This window comes from Moorena sp. SIO3I6 (genome assembly GCF_010672095.1).
The window spans coordinates 1-18,579 of sequence record NZ_JAAHHU010000088.1 but is presented as its reverse complement, the minus strand read 5'-3'; the positions used below and the strand labels follow the sequence as shown (position 1 = coordinate 18,579).

General features: G+C 44.7%; 21 protein-coding genes and 1 pseudogene. 12 read left to right on the top strand and 10 right to left on the bottom strand.

The genetic code is table 11. The features are described 5' to 3' along the window. Positions 1-316: 316 nt before the first annotated feature. Positions 317-1,288: a transposase gene (locus F6K49_RS22695; protein ID WP_293100326.1), complete on the top strand. Its 972-nt coding sequence runs from the start codon at positions 317-319 to the stop codon at positions 1,286-1,288. Between the two features lie 186 nt (positions 1,289-1,474). Here the strand turns inward: F6K49_RS22695 and F6K49_RS22690 are convergent, their stop codons facing one another. The 3 genes from F6K49_RS22690 to F6K49_RS22680 all read right to left on the bottom strand — a co-directional run bounded on the left by F6K49_RS22690 (position 1,475) and on the right by F6K49_RS22680 (position 3,444). Continuing rightward, positions 1,475-1,870 carry a hypothetical protein gene (locus tag F6K49_RS22690; protein WP_293044418.1) on the bottom strand — a complete coding sequence of 132 codons (396 nt, stop codon included), beginning with the start codon at positions 1,868-1,870 and terminating at the stop codon, positions 1,475-1,477. A 437-nt stretch (positions 1,871-2,307) separates the two neighbouring features. Beyond that, complete coding sequence (locus F6K49_RS22685) at positions 2,308-3,126, bottom strand: TlyA family RNA methyltransferase (RefSeq protein ID WP_293100323.1); 819 nt, start codon at positions 3,124-3,126, stop codon at positions 2,308-2,310. Positions 3,127-3,294: 168 nt separating this feature from the next. Further along, complete coding sequence (locus tag F6K49_RS22680; protein WP_293100320.1) at positions 3,295-3,444, bottom strand: hypothetical protein; 150 nt, start codon at positions 3,442-3,444, stop codon at positions 3,295-3,297. 273 nt (positions 3,445-3,717) lie between these two features. Here F6K49_RS22680 and F6K49_RS22675 point away from each other — a divergent pair, with 273 nt between their 5' ends. The 3 genes from F6K49_RS22675 (at position 3,718) to F6K49_RS22665 (ending at position 9,294) form a co-directional block, all read left to right on the top strand. Beyond that, positions 3,718-4,176 (top strand): hypothetical protein, encoded by a 459-nt coding sequence (locus tag F6K49_RS22675; RefSeq protein ID WP_293100317.1) that lies wholly within the window; start codon positions 3,718-3,720, stop codon positions 4,174-4,176. A 132-nt stretch (positions 4,177-4,308) separates the two neighbouring features. Continuing rightward, complete coding sequence (locus F6K49_RS22670; protein ID WP_293100314.1) at positions 4,309-8,808, top strand: WD40 repeat domain-containing protein; 4,500 nt, start codon at positions 4,309-4,311, stop codon at positions 8,806-8,808. Between the two features lie 72 nt (positions 8,809-8,880). Continuing rightward, positions 8,881-9,294, top strand: a complete 414-nt coding sequence (locus tag F6K49_RS22665; protein WP_293100311.1) for a hypothetical protein — start codon at positions 8,881-8,883, stop codon at positions 9,292-9,294. 422 nt (positions 9,295-9,716) lie between these two features. Here F6K49_RS22665 and F6K49_RS22660 read toward each other — a convergent pair whose 3' ends face one another. Next, complete coding sequence (locus tag F6K49_RS22660) at positions 9,717-9,914, bottom strand: hypothetical protein (protein ID WP_293100308.1); 198 nt, start codon at positions 9,912-9,914, stop codon at positions 9,717-9,719. 5 nt (positions 9,915-9,919) lie between these two features. Here F6K49_RS22660 and F6K49_RS22655 point away from each other — a divergent pair, with 5 nt between their 5' ends. Further along, positions 9,920-10,108, top strand: coding sequence for a hypothetical protein (locus tag F6K49_RS22655; protein WP_293071393.1), 189 nt, complete (start codon positions 9,920-9,922; stop codon positions 10,106-10,108). Here the strand turns inward: F6K49_RS22655 and F6K49_RS22650 are convergent. The 6 genes from F6K49_RS22650 to ald all read right to left on the bottom strand — a co-directional run bounded on the left by F6K49_RS22650 (position 10,098) and on the right by ald (position 14,301). After that, entirely contained in the window at positions 10,098-11,051 is a 954-nt protein-coding gene (locus F6K49_RS22650; RefSeq protein WP_293020190.1) for an asparaginase, read from the bottom strand. The two genes, F6K49_RS22655 and F6K49_RS22650, sit on opposite strands and share 11 nt — an antisense overlap. Before the next feature lie 45 nt (positions 11,052-11,096). Beyond that, complete coding sequence (locus F6K49_RS22645; RefSeq protein WP_293020192.1) at positions 11,097-11,603, bottom strand: CGLD27 family protein; 507 nt, start codon at positions 11,601-11,603, stop codon at positions 11,097-11,099. Between the two features lie 25 nt (positions 11,604-11,628). Then, the gene (gene rsfS / locus F6K49_RS22640) at positions 11,629-12,036 is read right to left on the bottom strand and encodes a ribosome silencing factor (protein WP_070392641.1); all 408 of its coding nucleotides are present in this window, start codon (positions 12,034-12,036) and stop codon (positions 11,629-11,631) included. 168 nt (positions 12,037-12,204) lie between these two features. Continuing rightward, entirely contained in the window at positions 12,205-12,816 is a 612-nt protein-coding gene (yqeK, locus tag F6K49_RS22635; RefSeq protein WP_293020286.1) for a bis(5'-nucleosyl)-tetraphosphatase (symmetrical) YqeK, read from the bottom strand. A 129-nt stretch (positions 12,817-12,945) separates the two neighbouring features. Further along, positions 12,946-13,155: a hypothetical protein gene (locus F6K49_RS22630; protein WP_293020196.1), complete on the bottom strand. Its 210-nt coding sequence runs from the start codon at positions 13,153-13,155 to the stop codon at positions 12,946-12,948. A gap of 54 nt (positions 13,156-13,209) precedes the next feature. After that, positions 13,210-14,301, bottom strand: a complete 1,092-nt coding sequence (ald, locus tag F6K49_RS22625; RefSeq protein WP_293020198.1) for an alanine dehydrogenase — start codon at positions 14,299-14,301, stop codon at positions 13,210-13,212. Positions 14,302-15,027: 726 nt separating this feature from the next. Between ald and F6K49_RS22620 the strand changes: the two genes are divergently transcribed. The 7 genes and pseudogenes from F6K49_RS22620 to F6K49_RS22590 form a co-directional block, all read left to right on the top strand. Then, positions 15,028-15,198 carry a hypothetical protein gene (locus F6K49_RS22620; protein ID WP_168166507.1) on the top strand — a complete coding sequence of 57 codons (171 nt, stop codon included), beginning with the start codon at positions 15,028-15,030 and terminating at the stop codon, positions 15,196-15,198. 219 nt (positions 15,199-15,417) lie between these two features. Then, the gene (locus F6K49_RS22615) at positions 15,418-15,609 is read left to right on the top strand and encodes a MerR family transcriptional regulator (protein ID WP_293020200.1); all 192 of its coding nucleotides are present in this window, start codon (positions 15,418-15,420) and stop codon (positions 15,607-15,609) included. 75 nt (positions 15,610-15,684) lie between these two features. After that, entirely contained in the window at positions 15,685-15,891 is a 207-nt protein-coding gene (locus tag F6K49_RS22610; protein WP_366514215.1) for a recombinase family protein, read from the top strand. Then, positions 15,848-17,080 carry a transposase gene (locus F6K49_RS22605; RefSeq protein ID WP_365939942.1) on the top strand — a complete coding sequence of 411 codons (1,233 nt, stop codon included), beginning with the start codon at positions 15,848-15,850 and terminating at the stop codon, positions 17,078-17,080. The genes F6K49_RS22610 and F6K49_RS22605 overlap by 44 nt, the downstream gene beginning before the upstream one ends. 180 nt (positions 17,081-17,260) lie before the next feature. Continuing rightward, a complete protein-coding gene (locus F6K49_RS22600; protein ID WP_293020291.1) occupies positions 17,261-17,569 on the top strand; it encodes a hypothetical protein in 309 nt (102 codons plus the stop codon). Positions 17,570-17,642: 73 nt separating this feature from the next. Continuing rightward, the gene (locus F6K49_RS22595; RefSeq protein ID WP_293020202.1) at positions 17,643-18,125 is read left to right on the top strand and encodes a heavy metal-responsive transcriptional regulator; all 483 of its coding nucleotides are present in this window, start codon (positions 17,643-17,645) and stop codon (positions 18,123-18,125) included. Beyond that, positions 18,122-18,579 (top strand): annotated as a pseudogene (locus tag F6K49_RS22590) (WD40 repeat domain-containing protein); the annotation flags it as partial. The gene F6K49_RS22595 and the pseudogene F6K49_RS22590, both read left to right, overlap by 4 nt.

Here is an 18,579-nt window from a genome sequence, read left to right as displayed (position 1 = left end):
TTAGAAGTTTGAAGTTAGAAGTTTGAAGTTAGATTTTTTTTCATTCTTCATTCTTCATTCTTAATTCTTTTTGGTGTTGTCGCCATGGCAGGATAAGCTGGGGGGGTGACGCATATCAGACGCGATGCTCTGAAAGAGCCGCTACGGGATTGACCTTGGCCAAAAGGTCACGCTACGCGAATGGTCACGCTACGCGATCGCATTTAGCTTAGTTGATAGCTTATAGCTGACATTTTTCCTGTATTAATAAGGTATAATTTTAGGAGTATATTAGTTAGAATAACTTCTAAATTTGGTAACAGTTATTCCATGAGTGATGACCAATCAACGTGCAGACTACGATAATCCATGGAAAGAGGCAATTTCCTTATATTTCCAACCCTTTATGGCATTTTTATTCCCCGAAATTGAGGAAAATATTGACTGGGACAAAGGCTATGAATTTCTGGACAAGGAATTCCAACAGATAGCTCGGGATGGGGAAATTAGCACTAGGGAAGCAGACAAATTAGTTAAGGTTTGGCGCAGGGATGGCCAGGAAACCTGGGTATTAATTCATGTGGAAGTCCAAAGTCAATACGAATCCGTGTTTGCTGAGAGGATTTATGTGTACAATTACCGCATTTTTGACAAATATCGGCGTCAAGTAGTCAGTTTAGCTGTTTTAGCTGATGAAAGCAGATCCTGGCGACCGAATGAATACAGTTACACTATTTGGGGGTGTGAGGTGTTGTTGCGCTTCCCGATTGTTAAACTGCTCGATTATTCGTCCGAGGTTTTGGAGGAAAGTAACAATCCGTTTGCTGTAATTGTGGCAGCTCATCTGGCCAATCAGCAAACTAAACAAGATGTTGAGCAACGATATCAGATTAAATTACGAGTTGCTAAACGTTTGTATCAACGGGGCTATGGCAGGCAAGATATCCTAGAGTTATTCCGGTTAATTGATTGGCTAATTAGTTTACCCGATAGCTGGCAAACCGGCTTTACAGAAGAAATTAGACGTTATGAAGAGGAGAGTAGTATGCGTTACGTTACTAGTTTTGAACGCCTTGCTCGTCAAGAGGGGATTGAAATCGGCCTTTTGGAAAAGGGTCGAGAATCTTTGCTGGAAGTACTTCGGGTTCGTTTTGAAGATGTGCCTAGGGAGTTGGTGGAAACAATCAACCAAATTAAGCATGACTCCATGTTGACAATGTTGCTCAGACAGGCAATTACCATTGCTTCTGTAGAGGAGTTTATAGTTGTGATTAATCAGCAGCGAGCTTCTGGTGAGCAAAGTTCTTAGGTGCGCTTGACCCATTAAGAATTAAATTCGCCACGGGTCGCACCTCAGGATACTTAAAATTTGATAAATTCTTGGAATGGTGAATTTAGAATGAAGAATTAAGAATTTATAATTGGAAATTTATAATTACAAATTTATAATTCTTCCTTCACCATTCTGCCTTATCAATTCTACATTCTTCATTCTTCAACCTTTAACCTTTGAGCAGAGTCGATTCAATAAATCCTTTGGAATTGCTTCAAAATTTTCTAATATAAAATCCATTAAAGCTAGATGATGTAAGGAATCGGAAGAGGGAGATTTATAGCGAGGACCTTGGGCGAGCCAGGTGTTTACGGCGTGGGTTGAGCGGAAGCAGATTTGACCAATGTCTTCTTGCTTAACTTGCCATTTCCCATAAAACTCCTGGGGGGTCATCGACAGTGGGCAGTAGCTGTATAGGTCAATCAAAATTCGCTCTCGCTCGGTGATGGGACGAGGATAGGAATGTTGGCTTATGGATTGGCTCTGGGCAAGTTGGGCAAGGCGGTCTAGGGCTCGCTGACACTTAATCAAATGATCATTAGAGCGTTTTTTTGGCATGATATAGTTACCTCACACATAGTTTGTGACTGGGGACTAGAGCCGCGCTTGTAGCGTGCAACTGAGAAGCGCGGCTCTTTGTCCAGAAATCCTAGGAAAATATCGGACATTTTTATTATTACTAATATCTCGGTAAATGTCAAGGGTATTTTTTAAGTTTGAAACATTTTTTTACAAATTATATAAAATTACTATTTTGCAATTTTATAGCAAAATAAGTATATTTTAATACCTAGTATTTACGTTTAAAAGTAACAGGTAAATGAAATATGTCTTAACCTTTACTTCGACTGCTATATCTATAAACACTATGAATTTTAAGAGGTGATTTTTTCCTAGGTTTTAGGAATCCTGTAGCACTGATTAAGGAGTAGTAAATCCCGACTCCCGATTCCCGATTCCCGATTCCCGATTCCCTACTCCCTACTCCCTACTCCCTACTCCCTATTGCTGGTAATCTCTCTAATTGCTGCTAAATTGGGATAGGGTAATACACTATCCATGGCTAGCCAAAGTAAGTACTCGATATTTCCGGCGGGGCCAGTAATGGGAGAGGAGATTAATCCTTTGTACTGCCAAGCTAGGGGTTTGGCGGATTCTAGAACGTTTGCGATCGCATCCGCACGGTGATTGGGGTCCCTGACTACTCCCTTTTTCCCGACACGGTCACGACCAACTTCAAACTGAGGCTTGACTAGGAACACTACTTCACGGGGAGGGGATAGCAGTTGCCACAGAGCAGGAAGAATTTTGGTTAAGGAAATAAAGGAGACATCGACTACGCCTAAATCAGCATAGACTTGACTCTGATTCGGGACTGGTGAAACACCGTACAAGTCGGCTGGCTGAAGATAGCGTAAGTTGGTACGTTCTTTCAAGACCACCCGCTGGTCATTGCGCAGACTCCAGGCAACTTGTCCATATCCCACATCAACACCATAAACCTGTTTTGCTCCAGCTTTTAGCAAGCAGTCGGTGAAGCCACCGGTGGAAATGCCACCATCTAGGCAAATGCGTCCCTTTACTGAAATTCCAAATACCTCCAAGGCTTTGGCAAGTTTTTGCCCTCCTCTGGATACAAAAGGAGGTTTCTCTTTGACCTGAATCTGAGCGGTGGTGTTAATTTCAGTTCCCGGCTTATCTAATATTTGTCCATCTACCATGACTTCACCGGCACGAATCAGCACCTGAGCTCGCTGTCGCGATTCACACAGGTTACGGTCTACTAATAATTTGTCGAGTCGTTGTTTAACCAATGGGATTGGAAGGTTAGGAGGTTAGGAGGTTAGGAGGTTGAAGGTTAGAGGGTTTGAAGGTTGAAGGTTAGAGGGTTTGAAGGTTGAAGGTTGTAAGGTTGAAGGTTAGGAGGTTGAAGGTTAGGAGGTTGAAGTTAGTGCGTAGGGTGCGTTAGGGACGGGCGAGCCCTAATTTTCCGCCTCATAGCCAGTGTTGGGATAGCCCGTCCCGTAACGCACCGCCACCTTTGGAATAGTCCGCCTCGTAGCCAGTGTTGGGATAGCCCGTCCGATTGTAACGGGCAAGATGCCCATTCCACCCAGCGGGTCAAACTGCACTTATGATCTCTTTGCAGTCTACCACTGAGATACTCTACTTTGGGTTGTTGTGTGACTTTCGCTGGGGCAGAAACTGGAATCGAGTACTAAATGCGATCGCGTAGCGTAGCCCAAAGGCTATAGTCACCGACTTCGATAACTGAGTCGAACGTACCTAAGCCAATTCATGGATGTTCATTTATTTTATCAGAGTTAATCTGGATTACAAATAATTTTTCTGTATTTGTTCCTTGTATTCCTAGTTAATTTCGCCTATTTTTCACTCAGTAATATATGGAATCTCTGTCTGCTTTAGCTATAGTCACCCTTGCTTTTATCGGTACGAAAGCTGCGGAAACTACAGTAGAAAAGTTCACTGAGGCAGCCCTAGAAAAAGTGAATCTACTGCGCCAGAAGATTATTGATAAGTTAAGTAGTAATCCCAGGGCTGAATTAGCTTTACTAGCTGCTCAAGATGGTTCACAGGCTGATGTACAGGTTGTATCTGACTATTTGCAAGAGGCGATGGAAGCAGATTCTCAATTTGCCCAGGAGATTAAAGCATTAGCAAGAGAAATCCATAATTTGAACCAAGTGGAAGGGGAAAAATGGCAAGTATCTGGTGGTGAAGTCAATTACAACAAGGTATCTGGTGGTGAAGTCAATAACAACAAGGATAATAAATCTCCTGTGATTCAAGGTGGTAGTGGTCATACAGTAACCATTAACTACAATAATCCTCCGGAACATTAGCCGAAGTCGCCTGGGGAGCAGGTTAAACAAATCCAAATTATCAATTACTTTTACCACAAGGAAAGCAGCACTACTTCCAAAGATTTAGATCAATCTACAGCTAGTGACAATCTACCATGCCCTTATCAAGGGTTGTTTCACTTCAGTCCCAAGGAAGCTGAGTATTTCTTTGGGCGTGATGTTTTTATAGAAGAACTATTTAAAGCGACTCAAACTCGTAACTTTATTCCTGTATTGGGGGCATCAGGTAGTGGGAAATCCTCCGTAGTTCTAGCGGGATTAGTGCCGAAATTAGTAAAAGCCGGACATTGGCAATTTACCCATTTTCGTCCTGGTAAAGACCCTTTTCTGGCTCTAGCTCAAGCCCTAGTTCCTCTATACAGATCTGACCTGGATTCTACTGACAAAATCATCCAAGCTCGTAAGTTGGCTATATCTTTTAGTGGTGATGAATTACCTTTATCTGATGTTTTTGCCACAATTCATCAGAATCATCCTAACCAGAGAATTTTACTAATTGCTGACCAATTTGAAGAACTCTACACCCTGTGTAGGGATGAGAAAACCCGTCGTCTATTTCTCGATACCCTCTCCAACACATTTCAATCTAGTTCAGAACAATTTTCTTCATCAACGGTGTTAGTAACCACCATGCGGGCAGATTTTTTAGGGAATGTGTTGTCCTATCCTCCCTTAGCAGATGTCTGGCGCAAGGTGAATGTTCAAATCCGTTCCATGAATCCAGAGGAACTCAGAGACGTAATTGAAAAACCAGCCCAAAAAGTAGGGGTTAGTTTTGAAAGCGGACTGGTAGAACGCATTCTCAAAGATGTGGATAAAGAACCAGGGAATTTACCTCTGTTGGAATTTGCCCTAACTGAACTTTGGAAAAAACGCACCAGCAAACAATTAACCCACCAAGCCTATGAAGAAATCGGTGAAGTTTCTGGTGCATTAACCAGCTATGCTGATCGGGAATTTAGTAAACTCAAGCCAGAGGAACAAGAAAGGGTAAGACGAATATTTATCCAATTAGTACGTCCCGGTGAAGGTACCGAAGATACTAGACGAGTCGCTACCAAAGTAGAATTAAAGGAGACCAACTGGAAATTAGTTAAACGATTAGCTGATGCCCGGTTAGTGGTTACCAGTCGCACCGTTGTTACCAGTGCTAAAAATGCTGAACAAGAAACCGTGGAGGTAGTCCATGAGGCTTTAATTCGTAACTGGGGGCAACTGAAAGCATGGATGGAAACAGACCGAGAATTCCGTGCTTGGCAAGAAAGAATCCGAGCAACTATGGGTCAGTGGCAGGAAATGAACCGGGATAAGGGACTGTTATTGCGGGGAGCTGCTTTAGTCCAGGCACAGGAAAAACTGAAAGAACGTCGGGAAGAACTATCCCAAGGTGAACAAGAGTTTATTGGCTTAAGTCAGAAATACCAAAAACGCCAGTTTCAAAGCATTATAGGATTTGCAACAATAGTATTTGTAGCAATTTCTGGACTAGCAGTAGTTGCTGTTTTGCAAAGGGATGAGGCACTTATCGATGAAAACAATGCAAATCTCAAAGCTGACATTGCAGGGTTAAAGTCTCGTTTAGTCTCAGGAGAGGAAACCTTAGATGTTCAGTTGGATGCAATTGAAGTAAATCAAGAATTGCAGGAAGCAAAGAAACCAACGACAGATATTTTGATAGCAGGTGCAAACTTGCTACAAGAGGCTCTCTCTCAACCAAGAGAGATTAACCGTTTGACTGGCCATCAAAGTTCGGTCTATCATGTCACCTTCAGCCCGGATGGGAAATACCTCGCTTCTGCTAGTAGTGACAGTACCGTAAAATTGTGGACAGCACAGGGCAAATTGCTGGACACCTTGATTGGCCATCAAAGTTCGGTCAATCATGTCACCTTCAGCCCAGATGGTAAATACCTCGCTTCTGCAAGTGATGACAATACCGTGAGATTGTGGACAGCACAGGGGAAATTGCTGGACACCTTGATTGGCCATCAGGGTTATGTCAATCATGTCAGCTTCAGCCCAGATGGGAAATACCTGGCTTTTGCTAGTTATGACAAGACCGTGAAATTGTGGACAGCACAGGGCGAATTGCTCGACACCTTGATTGGCCATCAGGGTTATGTCAATCATGTCAGCTTCAGCCCAGATGGGAAATACCTCGCTTCTGCTAGTCGTGACAATACAGTTAAATTGTGGACAACACAGGGGAAATTGCTGCACACCTTGAGTGGCCATCAAAGTTCGGTCAATCATGTCAGCTTCAGCCCGGATGGACAATACCTGGCTTCTGCAAGTTATGACAATACCGTGAAATTGTGGACAGCACAGGGCAAATTAGTGGAGACCTTGACTGGCCATCTCAGAGAGGTCAATCATGTCACCTTCAGCCCGGATGGTCAATACCTCGCTTCTGCAAGTAGTGACGATACCGTGAAATTGTGGACAGCACAGGGCAAATTAGTGGAGACCTTGACTGGCCATCTCAGAGAGGTCAAGCATGTCACCTTCAGCCCGAATGGGAAATACCTGGCTTCTGCTAGTAGTGACGATACCGTGAAATTGTGGACAGCACAGGGCAAATTGCTCGACACCTTGACTGGCCATCAGGCTTGGGTCAATCATGTCACCTTCAGCCCGGATGGGAAATACCTCGCTTCTGCTAGTAGTGACAAGACCGTGAAATTGTGGACAACACAGGGCAAATTCCTGGACACCTTGACTGGCCATCTCAGAGAGGTCAATCATGTCACCTTCAGCCCGGATGGGAAATACCTCGCTTCTGCAAGTTATGACAATACCGTGAAATTGTGGACAGCACAGGGCAAATTGGTGGACACCTTAACTGGCCATCAGGGTGTGGTCTATCATGTCACCTTCAGCCCGGATGGAAAATACCTCGCTTCTGCTAGTTTGGACAAGACCGTGAAATTGTGGACAGCACAGGGCAAATTGCTCGACACCTTGACTGGCCATCAGCGTGTGGTCTATCATGTTACCTTCAGTCCGGATGGTCAATACCTCGCTTCTGCTAGTGGGGACAATACCGTGAAATTGTGGACAGCACAGGGCAAATTGGTGGACACCTTAACTGGCCATCAAAGTTGGGTCAATCATGTCACTTTCAGTCCGGATGGTCAATACCTCGCTTCTGCTAGTCGTGACAATACCGTGAATTTGTGGACAGCACAGGGCAAATTGCTGCACACCTTAACTGGCCATCAAAGTTCGGTCACTCATGTCACCTTCAGCCCGGATGGTCAATACCTCGCTTCTGCTAGTTTGGACAAGACCGTGAAATTGTGGACAGCACAGGGGAAATTGGTGGGCAACTTCACTAGCCATCAGGATTCGGTCACTCATGTCACCTTCAGCCCGGATGGGAAATACCTCGCTTCTGCTAGTTGGGAAAATACAGTGAAATTATGGACGCAAGAGGGCAAATTGGTGGACACCTTAACTGGCCATCAAAGTTCGGTCAATCATGTCACCTTCAGCCGAGATGGTAAATATCTCGCTTCTGCTAGTAGTGACAATACCGTGAAATTGTGGACGCGAGAGGGGCAATTGGTTGAAACCTTGACTGGGCATCAGGGTTCGGTCAGGGCTATCACCTTCAGCCAAGATGGTAAATACCTCGCTTCTGCTAGTTTGGACAAGACCGTGAAATTGTGGAACTTTAACCGAGATGAACTCCTCAAACACGCTTGTAAAGGGGTGAATGACTACCTAAAAAATAACCCTGATGTCAGTGATAAGGAGCGCTATCTTTGTGGGGTGGAAGCTTCAGCAACAGTTTTCCTTTTACAAGGAGATAAATTAGCAGATAATGGTAAGATTGATGAGGCGATTACTAAGTTTAAAAAAGCCTTAGAACTTGACCCCAGTTTAGAGTTTGACTCTCACACAAGAGCGAGAAAAATTGCAGCACTATTTTTTGTTAGAGAAGGGGAAAGATTAGCAGAATGGAATGGTAAGATTAATGAGGCGATTTCTAAGTTTGAAAAAGCCTTAGAACTTAACCCCAGTTTAGAGTTTGACTCTCAGACAAGAGCGAGAAAACTTGCAGCAAAATTTTGGGTTAGAGAAGGGGAAAGATTAGCAGCATTGAATGGTAAGATTAATGAGGCGATTTCTAAGTTTGAAAAAGCCTTAGAACTTGACCCTAGTTTAGAGTTTGACTCTCAGACAAGAGCAAGAAAACTTGCAGCAAAATTTTTTGTTAGTGAAGGGGAAGAATTAGCAGCTCAAGGTAAAGTTGATGAGGCATTATCAAGCTACAACAAAGCTCAAGAACTAGATCCTAATTTAGAAATTTCTGCCAATTCTTGGAATGCACTCTGTTGGGATGGTAGCCTGTATAACCAAGCTGATAAAGTAATGTTTGCCTGTGAAAAAGCTGTTGAACTCGCACCAGATGAAGGATATATACAGGATAGTCGGGGTTTAGCTAGGGCGTTAACGGGTAATATTAAAGGTGCGATTGAAGACTTTGAGGTGTTTATCACCTGGACAGATAATCAGAAAATGAAAGCACAACGACAGGGTTGGGTTGACGCTCTCAAGAAAGGTGAAAATCCTTTTACAACAGAGGTGTTAGAAAGTTTACGGTAATAGTAAGCGGTCAGTGGTCAGCAGTCAGCGGTCAGCGGTCAGCTATCAGCCGTCAGCTGATGCGCTATGGGCATGCTTAGAGTTAGGTCGTCCCAGCGTCGAAGCCTGTGCCACGAAAATATTGATAACGGGCATCTTGATGGAATGGGCATCTTAGTGGAATGGGCATATTGGTGGAACGGGCATCTTGGTGGAATGGGCATCTTGGTGGAATGGGCATCTTGGTGGAATGGGCATATTGGTGGAACGGGCATCTTGGTGGAATGGGCATCTTGGTGGAATGGGCATCTTGGTGGAATGGGCATCTTGGTGGAACTGGCATCTTGCCAGTTTCATGCTTATTTTGGGGCGGGCAGGATGCCCACTCTACTGTTATTGATCCGGCGGGCAAGATGCCCACTCTACTGCTATTCATTCTTTTCCCGATTCCCGACTCCCCACTCCCCACTCCCCACTCCCCAAAATCACAAAACCCCGCAAAGATAAAACCTTGCAGGGCTTCGCGATATTCTATTTGGTGGCGGGAGGCGGATTTGAACCACCGACCTTCGGGTTATGCGTACCAACTACAACTTTCGTTGCCTGGATCTTCCAGTTTGTGGTCTGGACTGTCCCTTCACCCTCGCCTTAAACGTTAGGGTGCCTGCCTAACCAGTCTCTACACCTTCTCCTTTTGGGAGCTTGGCTCGGGATTACCTCGCTACAGGCTTCCCCGAATTTGACAGGTAAACACACGGAGATTTATCTTCGTGCCGCCCATGCTCAAGCTCGCTATTAAGCGTCTAGCTAACTTGATTGTTGAGCCCGACGAGCTACCAGGCTGCTCTATCCCGCGTCGTCTTTTTAACTATAACACCTAATTTCCAAAAGTGGCAAGGGGAAATGGGAAATTTCTCAAATTAGTTCTATCAGTGCTTGATGGAGGGAGTAGGGAGTAGGGAGTAGGGAGTAGGGAGTAGGGAGTAGGGAATCGGGAGTCGGGAATCGGGAAAATACAAGCGGGGTGTGGGGAGTAGGGAGTAGGGAATCGGGAATCGGGAGTCGGGAGTCGGGAATCGGGAATCGGGAAAATACAAGCTCGGAGCTATTGGCCCTATTGCTAGCATGCCTATTGCCTTTTTTGCCAATTCCCATATTGACAACCGAGATACAAAAGCTATACAGCGTTTTTCATAACTATCTTCCCACTTCCGACTTCCCTCTTACCTGCTCCCTGCTCCCTGCTCCCTGCTCCCTAAAACCCAAGAATTTGTACCTGACCGAATTGAAAACCGCTATAAGCTCACCTCTTAAGGCATAGATAATTCCCCAACTACTTCTAAACGCTTGTATTTACTGAGATTAATAAACATCGACTCCAAGGTATCTGCTACGGAAGGGGTAATCCAAGCCATTTGCTTAAGTAGGGCAATGGCGGCAGCATACTTAGCAGATTTTGCGCCATCGAGGACTTTAATGGCTAGACCCATATTCTGGCCAACGCGACCGATACATTGAACCCCTTGTGCTCCCGATTTACTTACCAGTTCCCCTTCGGATAATCGCATCAGTTCTGTATCAAATCCCCCATCCCCGGACACCATCTGGGGATGACTGATCATGGCGCGGACAATACGCTCCATGGCCAGATTATTACCAGAAGAGAGCAGAGCGTACAATAATGCCATTTGCCGTAGCTGTAAAAAATAAGTCGGAGCGCCACAGTCGTCGTGAGCGAGAATTAACTCTTGCTCCGGCATCTGTAGCAGCTCCGCTACTTGGCTTAAGATTAACATTTGCACGGGATGATTATACTCCAAATAGCTCTTGATTAGCCACTGCCTTTGTTGACAAACAGCCAACATTCCAGCATGTTTACCAGAACAGCAATGCTGGAGTGAGCTTTCCTGGCCTGGGGGAATGGGACACTGTAGTGCTGATGGGTCAACATCACAGCGCCAAAGAATATTAAAGACCTGCCTTACCTGCTCCATCGTGCCGTGATGGGAACTACACATAATAGCCAAGTCTCGGTCCGTGAGATTGTAACGCTCAAGGGTACCTGTGGTAGTGACCGCTAAGGCTTGGAAAGGTTTGAGTGCAGAGCGAATAAATGTTGAGGTTTCTGGGTTACCCGCAACATATAACATCCGTCCCCGGTCATCACAAACAACCGCTTGAGCTGAATGAACTGATTCGATAATGCCTTCCCGTAGTAAACGGACTTCTAAGGCTCGTGTTTGAGTACGTTTTCCCCTGGTCATGGATTAGACTTAAAGCTACCCTATAGCTTAGTTGGAGCAATCGAGCTAGGTGGCTGATAACACATGCCAAATTATGTTGCCACCAATCACGACTATAATCAAAAATCCGAACGTCCAGTGTAAACGTCGCAAAATTGGTTGGAGTTCATAAGAAACAATTAAGCGATCGCGAGCCAAAATTTCTGGAGTTTTTGTCCAGGTTTGACCGTCATACCAGCCTGACTCCTCGTAGACTATGGTTTCTCTGATCAAGCGATCGCCTACATAGAACCAACCCAGGTATAACCGCAGCAAAGTTAAAATCAAGAAGATACTTGCTCCTGCTCCACCACAGAGCAGAAACTTGATTATAGCTTTTTGGGGTGGAAAACTCACGGCTGCTATCGGCCCTGAAATCAGCCAGCTCAACCCCCAAACCCACGCCAGCTTGATCACATAATTTGGTAGTTCCAGCCTTGCCCAGTTAAAAAACCAAGATTCTTTTAGTTCTTGGTATTCATTTATGGGTTGCTGCTCTTCTGGAACAGGACATACATAAACAGGAGATTTCATGATTATTCTTTTGTGAGTGCTGCAATTAGGATGCCTGAAACTCAATCTGCTCCGCGTGGCCCCAGAATGCTTCGAGATTATAGAACTTCCGTTCTTCAGGCAGCAAGATATGGACAATCACGTCACCGTAATCTTGAAGTATCCAGATTCCCTCTGCTTTTCCTGCTGTTCGCACAGGTAAACGGTTCCATGCCTCTTCTACTTGCTGTTCAATCGACTGAGAGATTGCCCTGACCTGTACCCTAGAAAACCCGGTCACAATTACAAAGTAATCTGTGATGTACGATACCTCTGACACCGACAGAATCACAATATCTGCACCCTTGCGGTCATCTGCTGCTTGAGCAACGGTTAGTGCTAACCCATAGCTAGCATCCTGGTGTTCGGTATCAGGGGTTACTAAGGTGGAGGGCTTATTATTTTGATCTCTCATTAAGCGTTTGATTCCTCGCTCTACAAAACAATCTGTTCTAATAGTAATTAAGTTTTCTTGTGGTTAATCACTTGCTGTACAATTCTTTTCATTTCTTTTCGTTGCTTCTTCATTTGATACTCACACTGCTATTGACGAAACGTTCCTGAAAGCTAGGCACATGGGACTTTAGGCATTTACACAATCTGTCTTACAGTCTCTTTTAGCTGTTGTCTTCCTGGACATCTGTTGCGCCCAGTTTCGAGTCAATATCATACGTTTGTGAATGGGACGAGGACTCTCTAGCAGGAATTTTAACGAGTAGTCACAGGCTAACCAAACAGTCTTGTATAGGTCTTGCTTAGAGAGATTTCGTAAGGTTTGTAAATCCGGTGTCTCACCACGACCTGGCTCAATCGTATCAGCAATAAACACCACACAACTGAGGGGTGTCATCCCCTCACGTCCTAAAGTATGAAGAGCGATCGCTTGCAATACTGCTTCATCTTTGACTCCAAATTGCTCTTGGGCAACAATAGCACTGACATCTGCATGCAATAAGTGAGGCGCGGCTTCACAGACTGGATCGACTTCTATGGCATTATCTCTAGCCATTTGCAACAAGCGCTCAGGCTTAAAGCATTTGGCTAGGTCGTGCAACAACCCTGCTTGAGCTGCCTGCTGAGCATTGATATGATGAAGCTCAGCGAGTTCAACGGACATTTGTTCAACTCGCAATATATGCTGTAGCCGAGAAGACGGCACATTATCTGCTAACCAGGTTAACACCTGATCACGCATCACCTTAAAAAGCTCCTAAGACATGTAATTGGTAACAGTCGCTAATTCTTTTTTTAATAAAAATTTAACAACTTTTTTTAAGCTAGCGGACACTAATCGATATTTCTATTAAAACATTTTCTCAAGACTTTAGCAAGAAAATGTTAAAGGAAAGGGAGTAGGGAGTAGGGAGTAGGGAGTAGGGAGTAGGGAGTAGGGAGTAGGGAGTTGTGGAATGAGCATCTTGCCCGTTCCAATTTTCAGGCGGGCAGGATGCCCACCCCACTCATATTCATTCCGCCCCTCAGCAATGCCTGATAGCTGACGGCTGATAGCTGAATGCTTACGAAAAATTCTCACAATTGATTTAGGATTGCTATAGTAATCATTTAAGATTGCTATAGCAATAAAACCTTAGCCATCAGCTAAATCGGGAAACACTTCTCGGACTGCTGGATGAACCAACTGGTGATTCTGGACATTAACGCCCTTGGCTAGAGCGGGATTATTTTCCAGAGTGCTCAACCCCTGATTGGCCAGACTGAGTACGTAGGGGAAAGTACTATTGTTTAGAGCCACAGCTGATGTACAGGGAACAGCTCCAGGCATATTAGGCACCCCATAGTGAACGACACCCTCCTCGATATAAATGGGATTGGTATGGGATGTGGGTCGTAATGTTTCAATACAGCCTCCCTGATCCACAGCAACATCTACAATCACTGAGCCAGTAACCATTTGTTTGACCAGAGAGCGCGGGACTAAAATGGGAGCACGACGACCAGGGACTAACACTGCCCCAATCAACAGGTCAGCATCAGTAACAGCCGCTTCAATTTCTGCTGAATTGCTGTAGAGGAGTTCAATTCTTGAGCCAAAGATAGTTTCTAAATAACTCAACCGTTGAACATTAATATCAAAAATCTGTACTCTCGCTCCCATCCCCACAGCGATTTTGGCGGCTTCTGTACCGACAACTCCGCCACCAAGAATTACCACCTTACCTGGTTTAACTCCGGGAATACCGCCTAACAGCACCCCTCTTCCCCCCTGCTGACGCTCCAGAAATCTGGCTCCAAATTGTACGGAAAGACGACCAGCAATAATGCTCATCGGGGTTAGCAGCGGTAGGGTGTGGTCTGGGAGTTCTACTGTTTCATATGCGATCGCAATCACCCCCGATTGCAGCAACTGCTCGGTTAAAGGGCGGTCAGCGGCTAAGTGTAGATAAGTAAACAACAGCTGTCCTTTTTGAAGCAAGGGATACTCTGGCGCTAGGGGTTCTTTGACTTTGACTACTAGTTCCCGATTCCAAGCCTCAGCCGCGTCTAAGACAATTTTGGCTCCCTGACGCTGATAGTCTTCATCGGTAAAGCCAGCACCAGTGCCAGCATTAGTTTCAATGAAAACTGTATGACCCGCTTCTTGTAAAACCCTGACACTACTGGGGGTTAATCCCACACGAAATTCCTGATCTTTCGTTTCTTTGGGAACACCTATTTCCATGCTTTTACCTCTTTAGCGTACTGGTGCTGTATTTAAATATGATCTAAATGTTAAAATTAGTAAAGTTAACAAAACTCGCGGAATTCCCCACCCTCTTCCAGGGTGTTGAAGTTACCGTAAGGATAGGGTCGCCTTTATGGTTAGTCGGCTATGCATAAAAGAGGTGCGACCCGTGGCGAATTTAATTACGGGTCAAGCGCACCTTTGGTTAAAACTTTTTGATTAAGGCGACCCTATCTATCGGTTTCGTCTCTAGGATGGATAGCGAGACGACAACTTTTGATGACAAATCATCACGGTTCATGTTAGAATAAAGATGGTTGCTGACCCGCCTGACTGACTAAAAGGCTACCTTACAAATGGTCTAATATCCTATCAGTTTTTAGGCCATTAGGTGTACAAAGTACTAGCAGAGCTCAGGGAAGAGACTTGCCCCGGCTGGTTAGCCATAGTGCTGTAATTCCAAGGTGAGTCTGTCGAGTAAACTATACGTCTGCGGAAGGCGGATGTCTGCCTGTGGACGCTGAGTAAGACCGTATTGCAGCTTGCTGTTTGAGGCATCGGCGGATGAAACGGGAAACCCGAAAGACGAATAAGACCGTCCCTGATTGAGTTGAGAATGCGAGCAATCCCATGGCCGTAGGCCACGCTACGCGAACGCATTCTCAGCGAAGCAGGCTAGGGTACTTCACGTAACTCTACTATAGCTTGGCAACTTTTATCACTATGACGCAACCCCAACCCTCTAAAGTCCCTCAACTCCAGTCACCTAAGTTTGGGTTTAATGATTACGCAGAACGCTTGAATGGTAGAGCTGCCATGATTGGTTTTATTTTGACTCTGGCAATTGAATACTTTACTGGTCAAGACTTATTAACCTGGTTAGGCTTACAGTAGAACTAGTCCCAGAGTCAGTCAGTGGGAGAGTCGGTCAGTAGGAAAGTCGCTGAAGCTACTGGCCTGCTCCTGTAAGCGCTTTCAAGAATAACTGCTGCCATAGTTCCCAGGATTGGCAAAATTAATCTTGAACTTCCCGGTTGCTCTGGGGTTAGTGAACAGTAACTAAAAGTGCCACAGATTATCTCAAAGTCTATGATTGTTTGGTAGACTTAAGTCATGGCACTAATACCGTTTCGTAAGGCAGTCGAACTTACAGGACTCTGTAAAAACACTTTGAGGAAGTACGCAGACAATGGCACTATCAAATGGGAGCGAACCCCAAGGGGATATAGACTATTTGATACAGAAAGCTTACTCACCTTTAGGCCTACTAATACTGCTACGCCTACCACTCTTTGTTATAGTTAGGTCAGCAGCAGGAAACAAAAAGACGACCTTGAGGGATTTGTCGCCTATATGCACTCCCTCTAACCAGAAGCGGAAATCATCCCAGACATCGGATCAGGACTCAACTACAAAAGAAAAAGTCTTAAAACCATACTGGAACGACTTATGCGCGGAGATCAGCTCACGATTATTGTTGCCTGTCTCGACAGACTTACCCGGTTTGGGTTTGAACTGTTTGAGTACTTGGTCAGCCTTAACGGTGGAAAAATCCTGGTTCTCGACAACCCTAAAAGTTGCCCATAATCAGAAATCACAGCCGATATTCTATCCATCATTCAGGTCTTTTCTTGCCGAGTCCACGAACAATAAAATTACGGTTCAAAAATCAAAAAAGATCCGACTATTCCTAAAGACTGAGCAGCGTCAATTAATTAATCGCTGGTTTGGAGTATCTCGTTATGTATTCAATAAAACCGTAGAGATTCTCAAAGATGGGAATATTAAAGCTAATTGGAAAGCCATTAAAACCGACATTATCAATAACCTCCCTGAATGGTGTAAGTCAGTACCTTATCAGATAAAATCGATAGCGATTAAGGATGCTTGCACGGGTGTCAGGGAGGCTAAGAAAAAATACAATTTGACTGGAGTTGTTAATCGGGTTCGTTTTAGGTCTCGAAAAAATCCTGTTCAGTCTTGCTATATCCCAAAGTCGGCTGTTTCAGCAAAGGGGATCTACCCTACAAAATTAGGAGAGTTAACCTTTGCTGAAAGGCTACCAGATCACATATGTGACTGTCGATTAACTAGCACTAATGGGAACTATTACCTAGTAGTTCCCTATAAGACCACTAGAAATAAAGCCGAGAATCAAGGTAGAATAGTTGCTCTCGATCCAGGTGTTAGAACCTTTGTAACATTTTTCAGTGAGAATTCTGTAGGCAAGATTGGCGATGGTGATTTTTCTAGAATTCAACGTTTATGTGCCCACTTGGATGCGCTAATCTCAAAAATCAGCAAATCAAGAGGTAAGCAAAAACGTCGAAGGAGAAAAGCAGCTAGAAGAATGACCATTAAGATCCAGAATTTAATCAATGAATTACATCACAAAACTGCCCGATTTTTAGTGGATAATTTTGATGTAATTTTGCTGCCTAGCTTTGAGACATCTCAAATGTCAAAACGACAAGAGAGAAAAATTCGTTCAAAAACAGTCCGCAACTTGCTTTCCTTTGCTCATTATCGGTTCAAGCAATTCTTAAAACATAAAGCTTTTGAGACAGGCAAGCTTGTGGTTGATGTCTGTGAAGCCTACACTAGTAAAACTGTTAGCTGGACAGGGGAACTCGTAAAAATTGGTGGAAGTAAAATCATCAAGTCTCAAATTGATGGTAAAAAAATGGATAGAGATATAAATGGCGCTCGTGGGATATTCCTGAGAGCTTTGGTAGATACACCCTGGGTGAACGATCACCTTGCATTGGCGGGCTAATGTCTATCTTGGTAGACTTTGGTAGCTAAAAAGTATCGGATGTCGAAGAATTATATATATCAGATATATCTCAGTAACAGTGAAGTCTCCCAACTAACGTTAGTGCTCTAGTTGGGCAATTTTGACCTATTCTGTTACAAAAGAAGTAAATCTGTGAAATAGAGTAAGTAGTAAGCCGTGATAAATGCTTTATGGCATCGAGTGTTGAAGTCAGCTTACCGTAAAGAGCCAATCTCAGGCTTCATCGTGATTATCGGAGCGGTGGATGCTGTCATTGGTGGTGTCGGCGGACGCTGGTCATTATTCAGTTTTGGACTGATGATGGTGGGAATAGCAGTGGTAGTCCGTTGGTGGCAAAGCCAAAGTCAGCAAACTGAACTGGCTGAGCAACCTGTGGAGCGGTATCTTCCCCCCAGTTCTTCCCGTCCACCATTACCGATGTTGAGTGCTGTCAAGGGTCAATCACATCGACGTCAACCACCTCGATAGGTCAAGCTGTTTTAAGATCACACTGTTCATCCCTAAGGGAATAGGGGCAACAGAGGGGAGAGGATAGTCAACAGTGGTCAGTTACCAATTACCAATTACCAATGACCTTTTGGCCAATTCAGAGGACTGGCTCAAAATTGGTCAGGTAGCTAGTCATAGCGGGTTGCCCGTGAAGACCATTCGCTATTACGAAGAGATTGGTCTGCTTACGCCAGTCACAACCCGCTCCCCTTCTGGCTATCGCCTGTTTACCAACCAGGTGCTGAATCGACTGGCTTTTATTAAACGCGCCCAATCCCTAGGACTTAGCCTTAGTGAGATTCAAGACATCCTCAAAATCCATGACTTTGGTGAGTTACCTTGTGGAGCGGTTAAGCAGCATCTACTGCACAAAATTGACGCAATCACCGAACAAATAGAAGCATTGGAACTACTAAAGTCCGAGTTGTTGGGTATAATTTCGGGTTGGCAAGAACATCCCCCTGACGCGGTGAAAAGTAAGACGATTTGCCCTAACCTTGGCCAAAAGGCCACGCTACGCGAACAACCAGAATGAAAAAAACACCGTTGGCGATTTTGGGAACTGTGATCGGGATCATGACAGTGGTCACCAGTACCACCTACGCTAGGGAACCAAGACTCGGGCTAATGGTTGCAGCTATACCGGAAATGGCTTCATCCCAGGCTCAATCTTGGAGAACTCCTCAATTGCTGCGTACCATTGAAGCCCATTCTACCGCTGTGGATGCTCTGTCATTTAGTCCCAGTGGGCGAGTGCTACTCAGTGGGGGTAGCAGGAGTGATGCTCATCTGAAATTATGGTGGCTGAAAACCGGTCGTGAAATAGATAGCCTGCGAGTACACCAAACCTCAGTGTCCGACCTGGCTTTTAGTGCTGATGGAACAATTCTGGCTAGTGTCGGGGAGGATGGTCGAATCAATTTGTGGCAATGGAATCAGGAAGAATACACAGGAGACTATACCCGTACTTTTCTAGGGCATACTAGCAA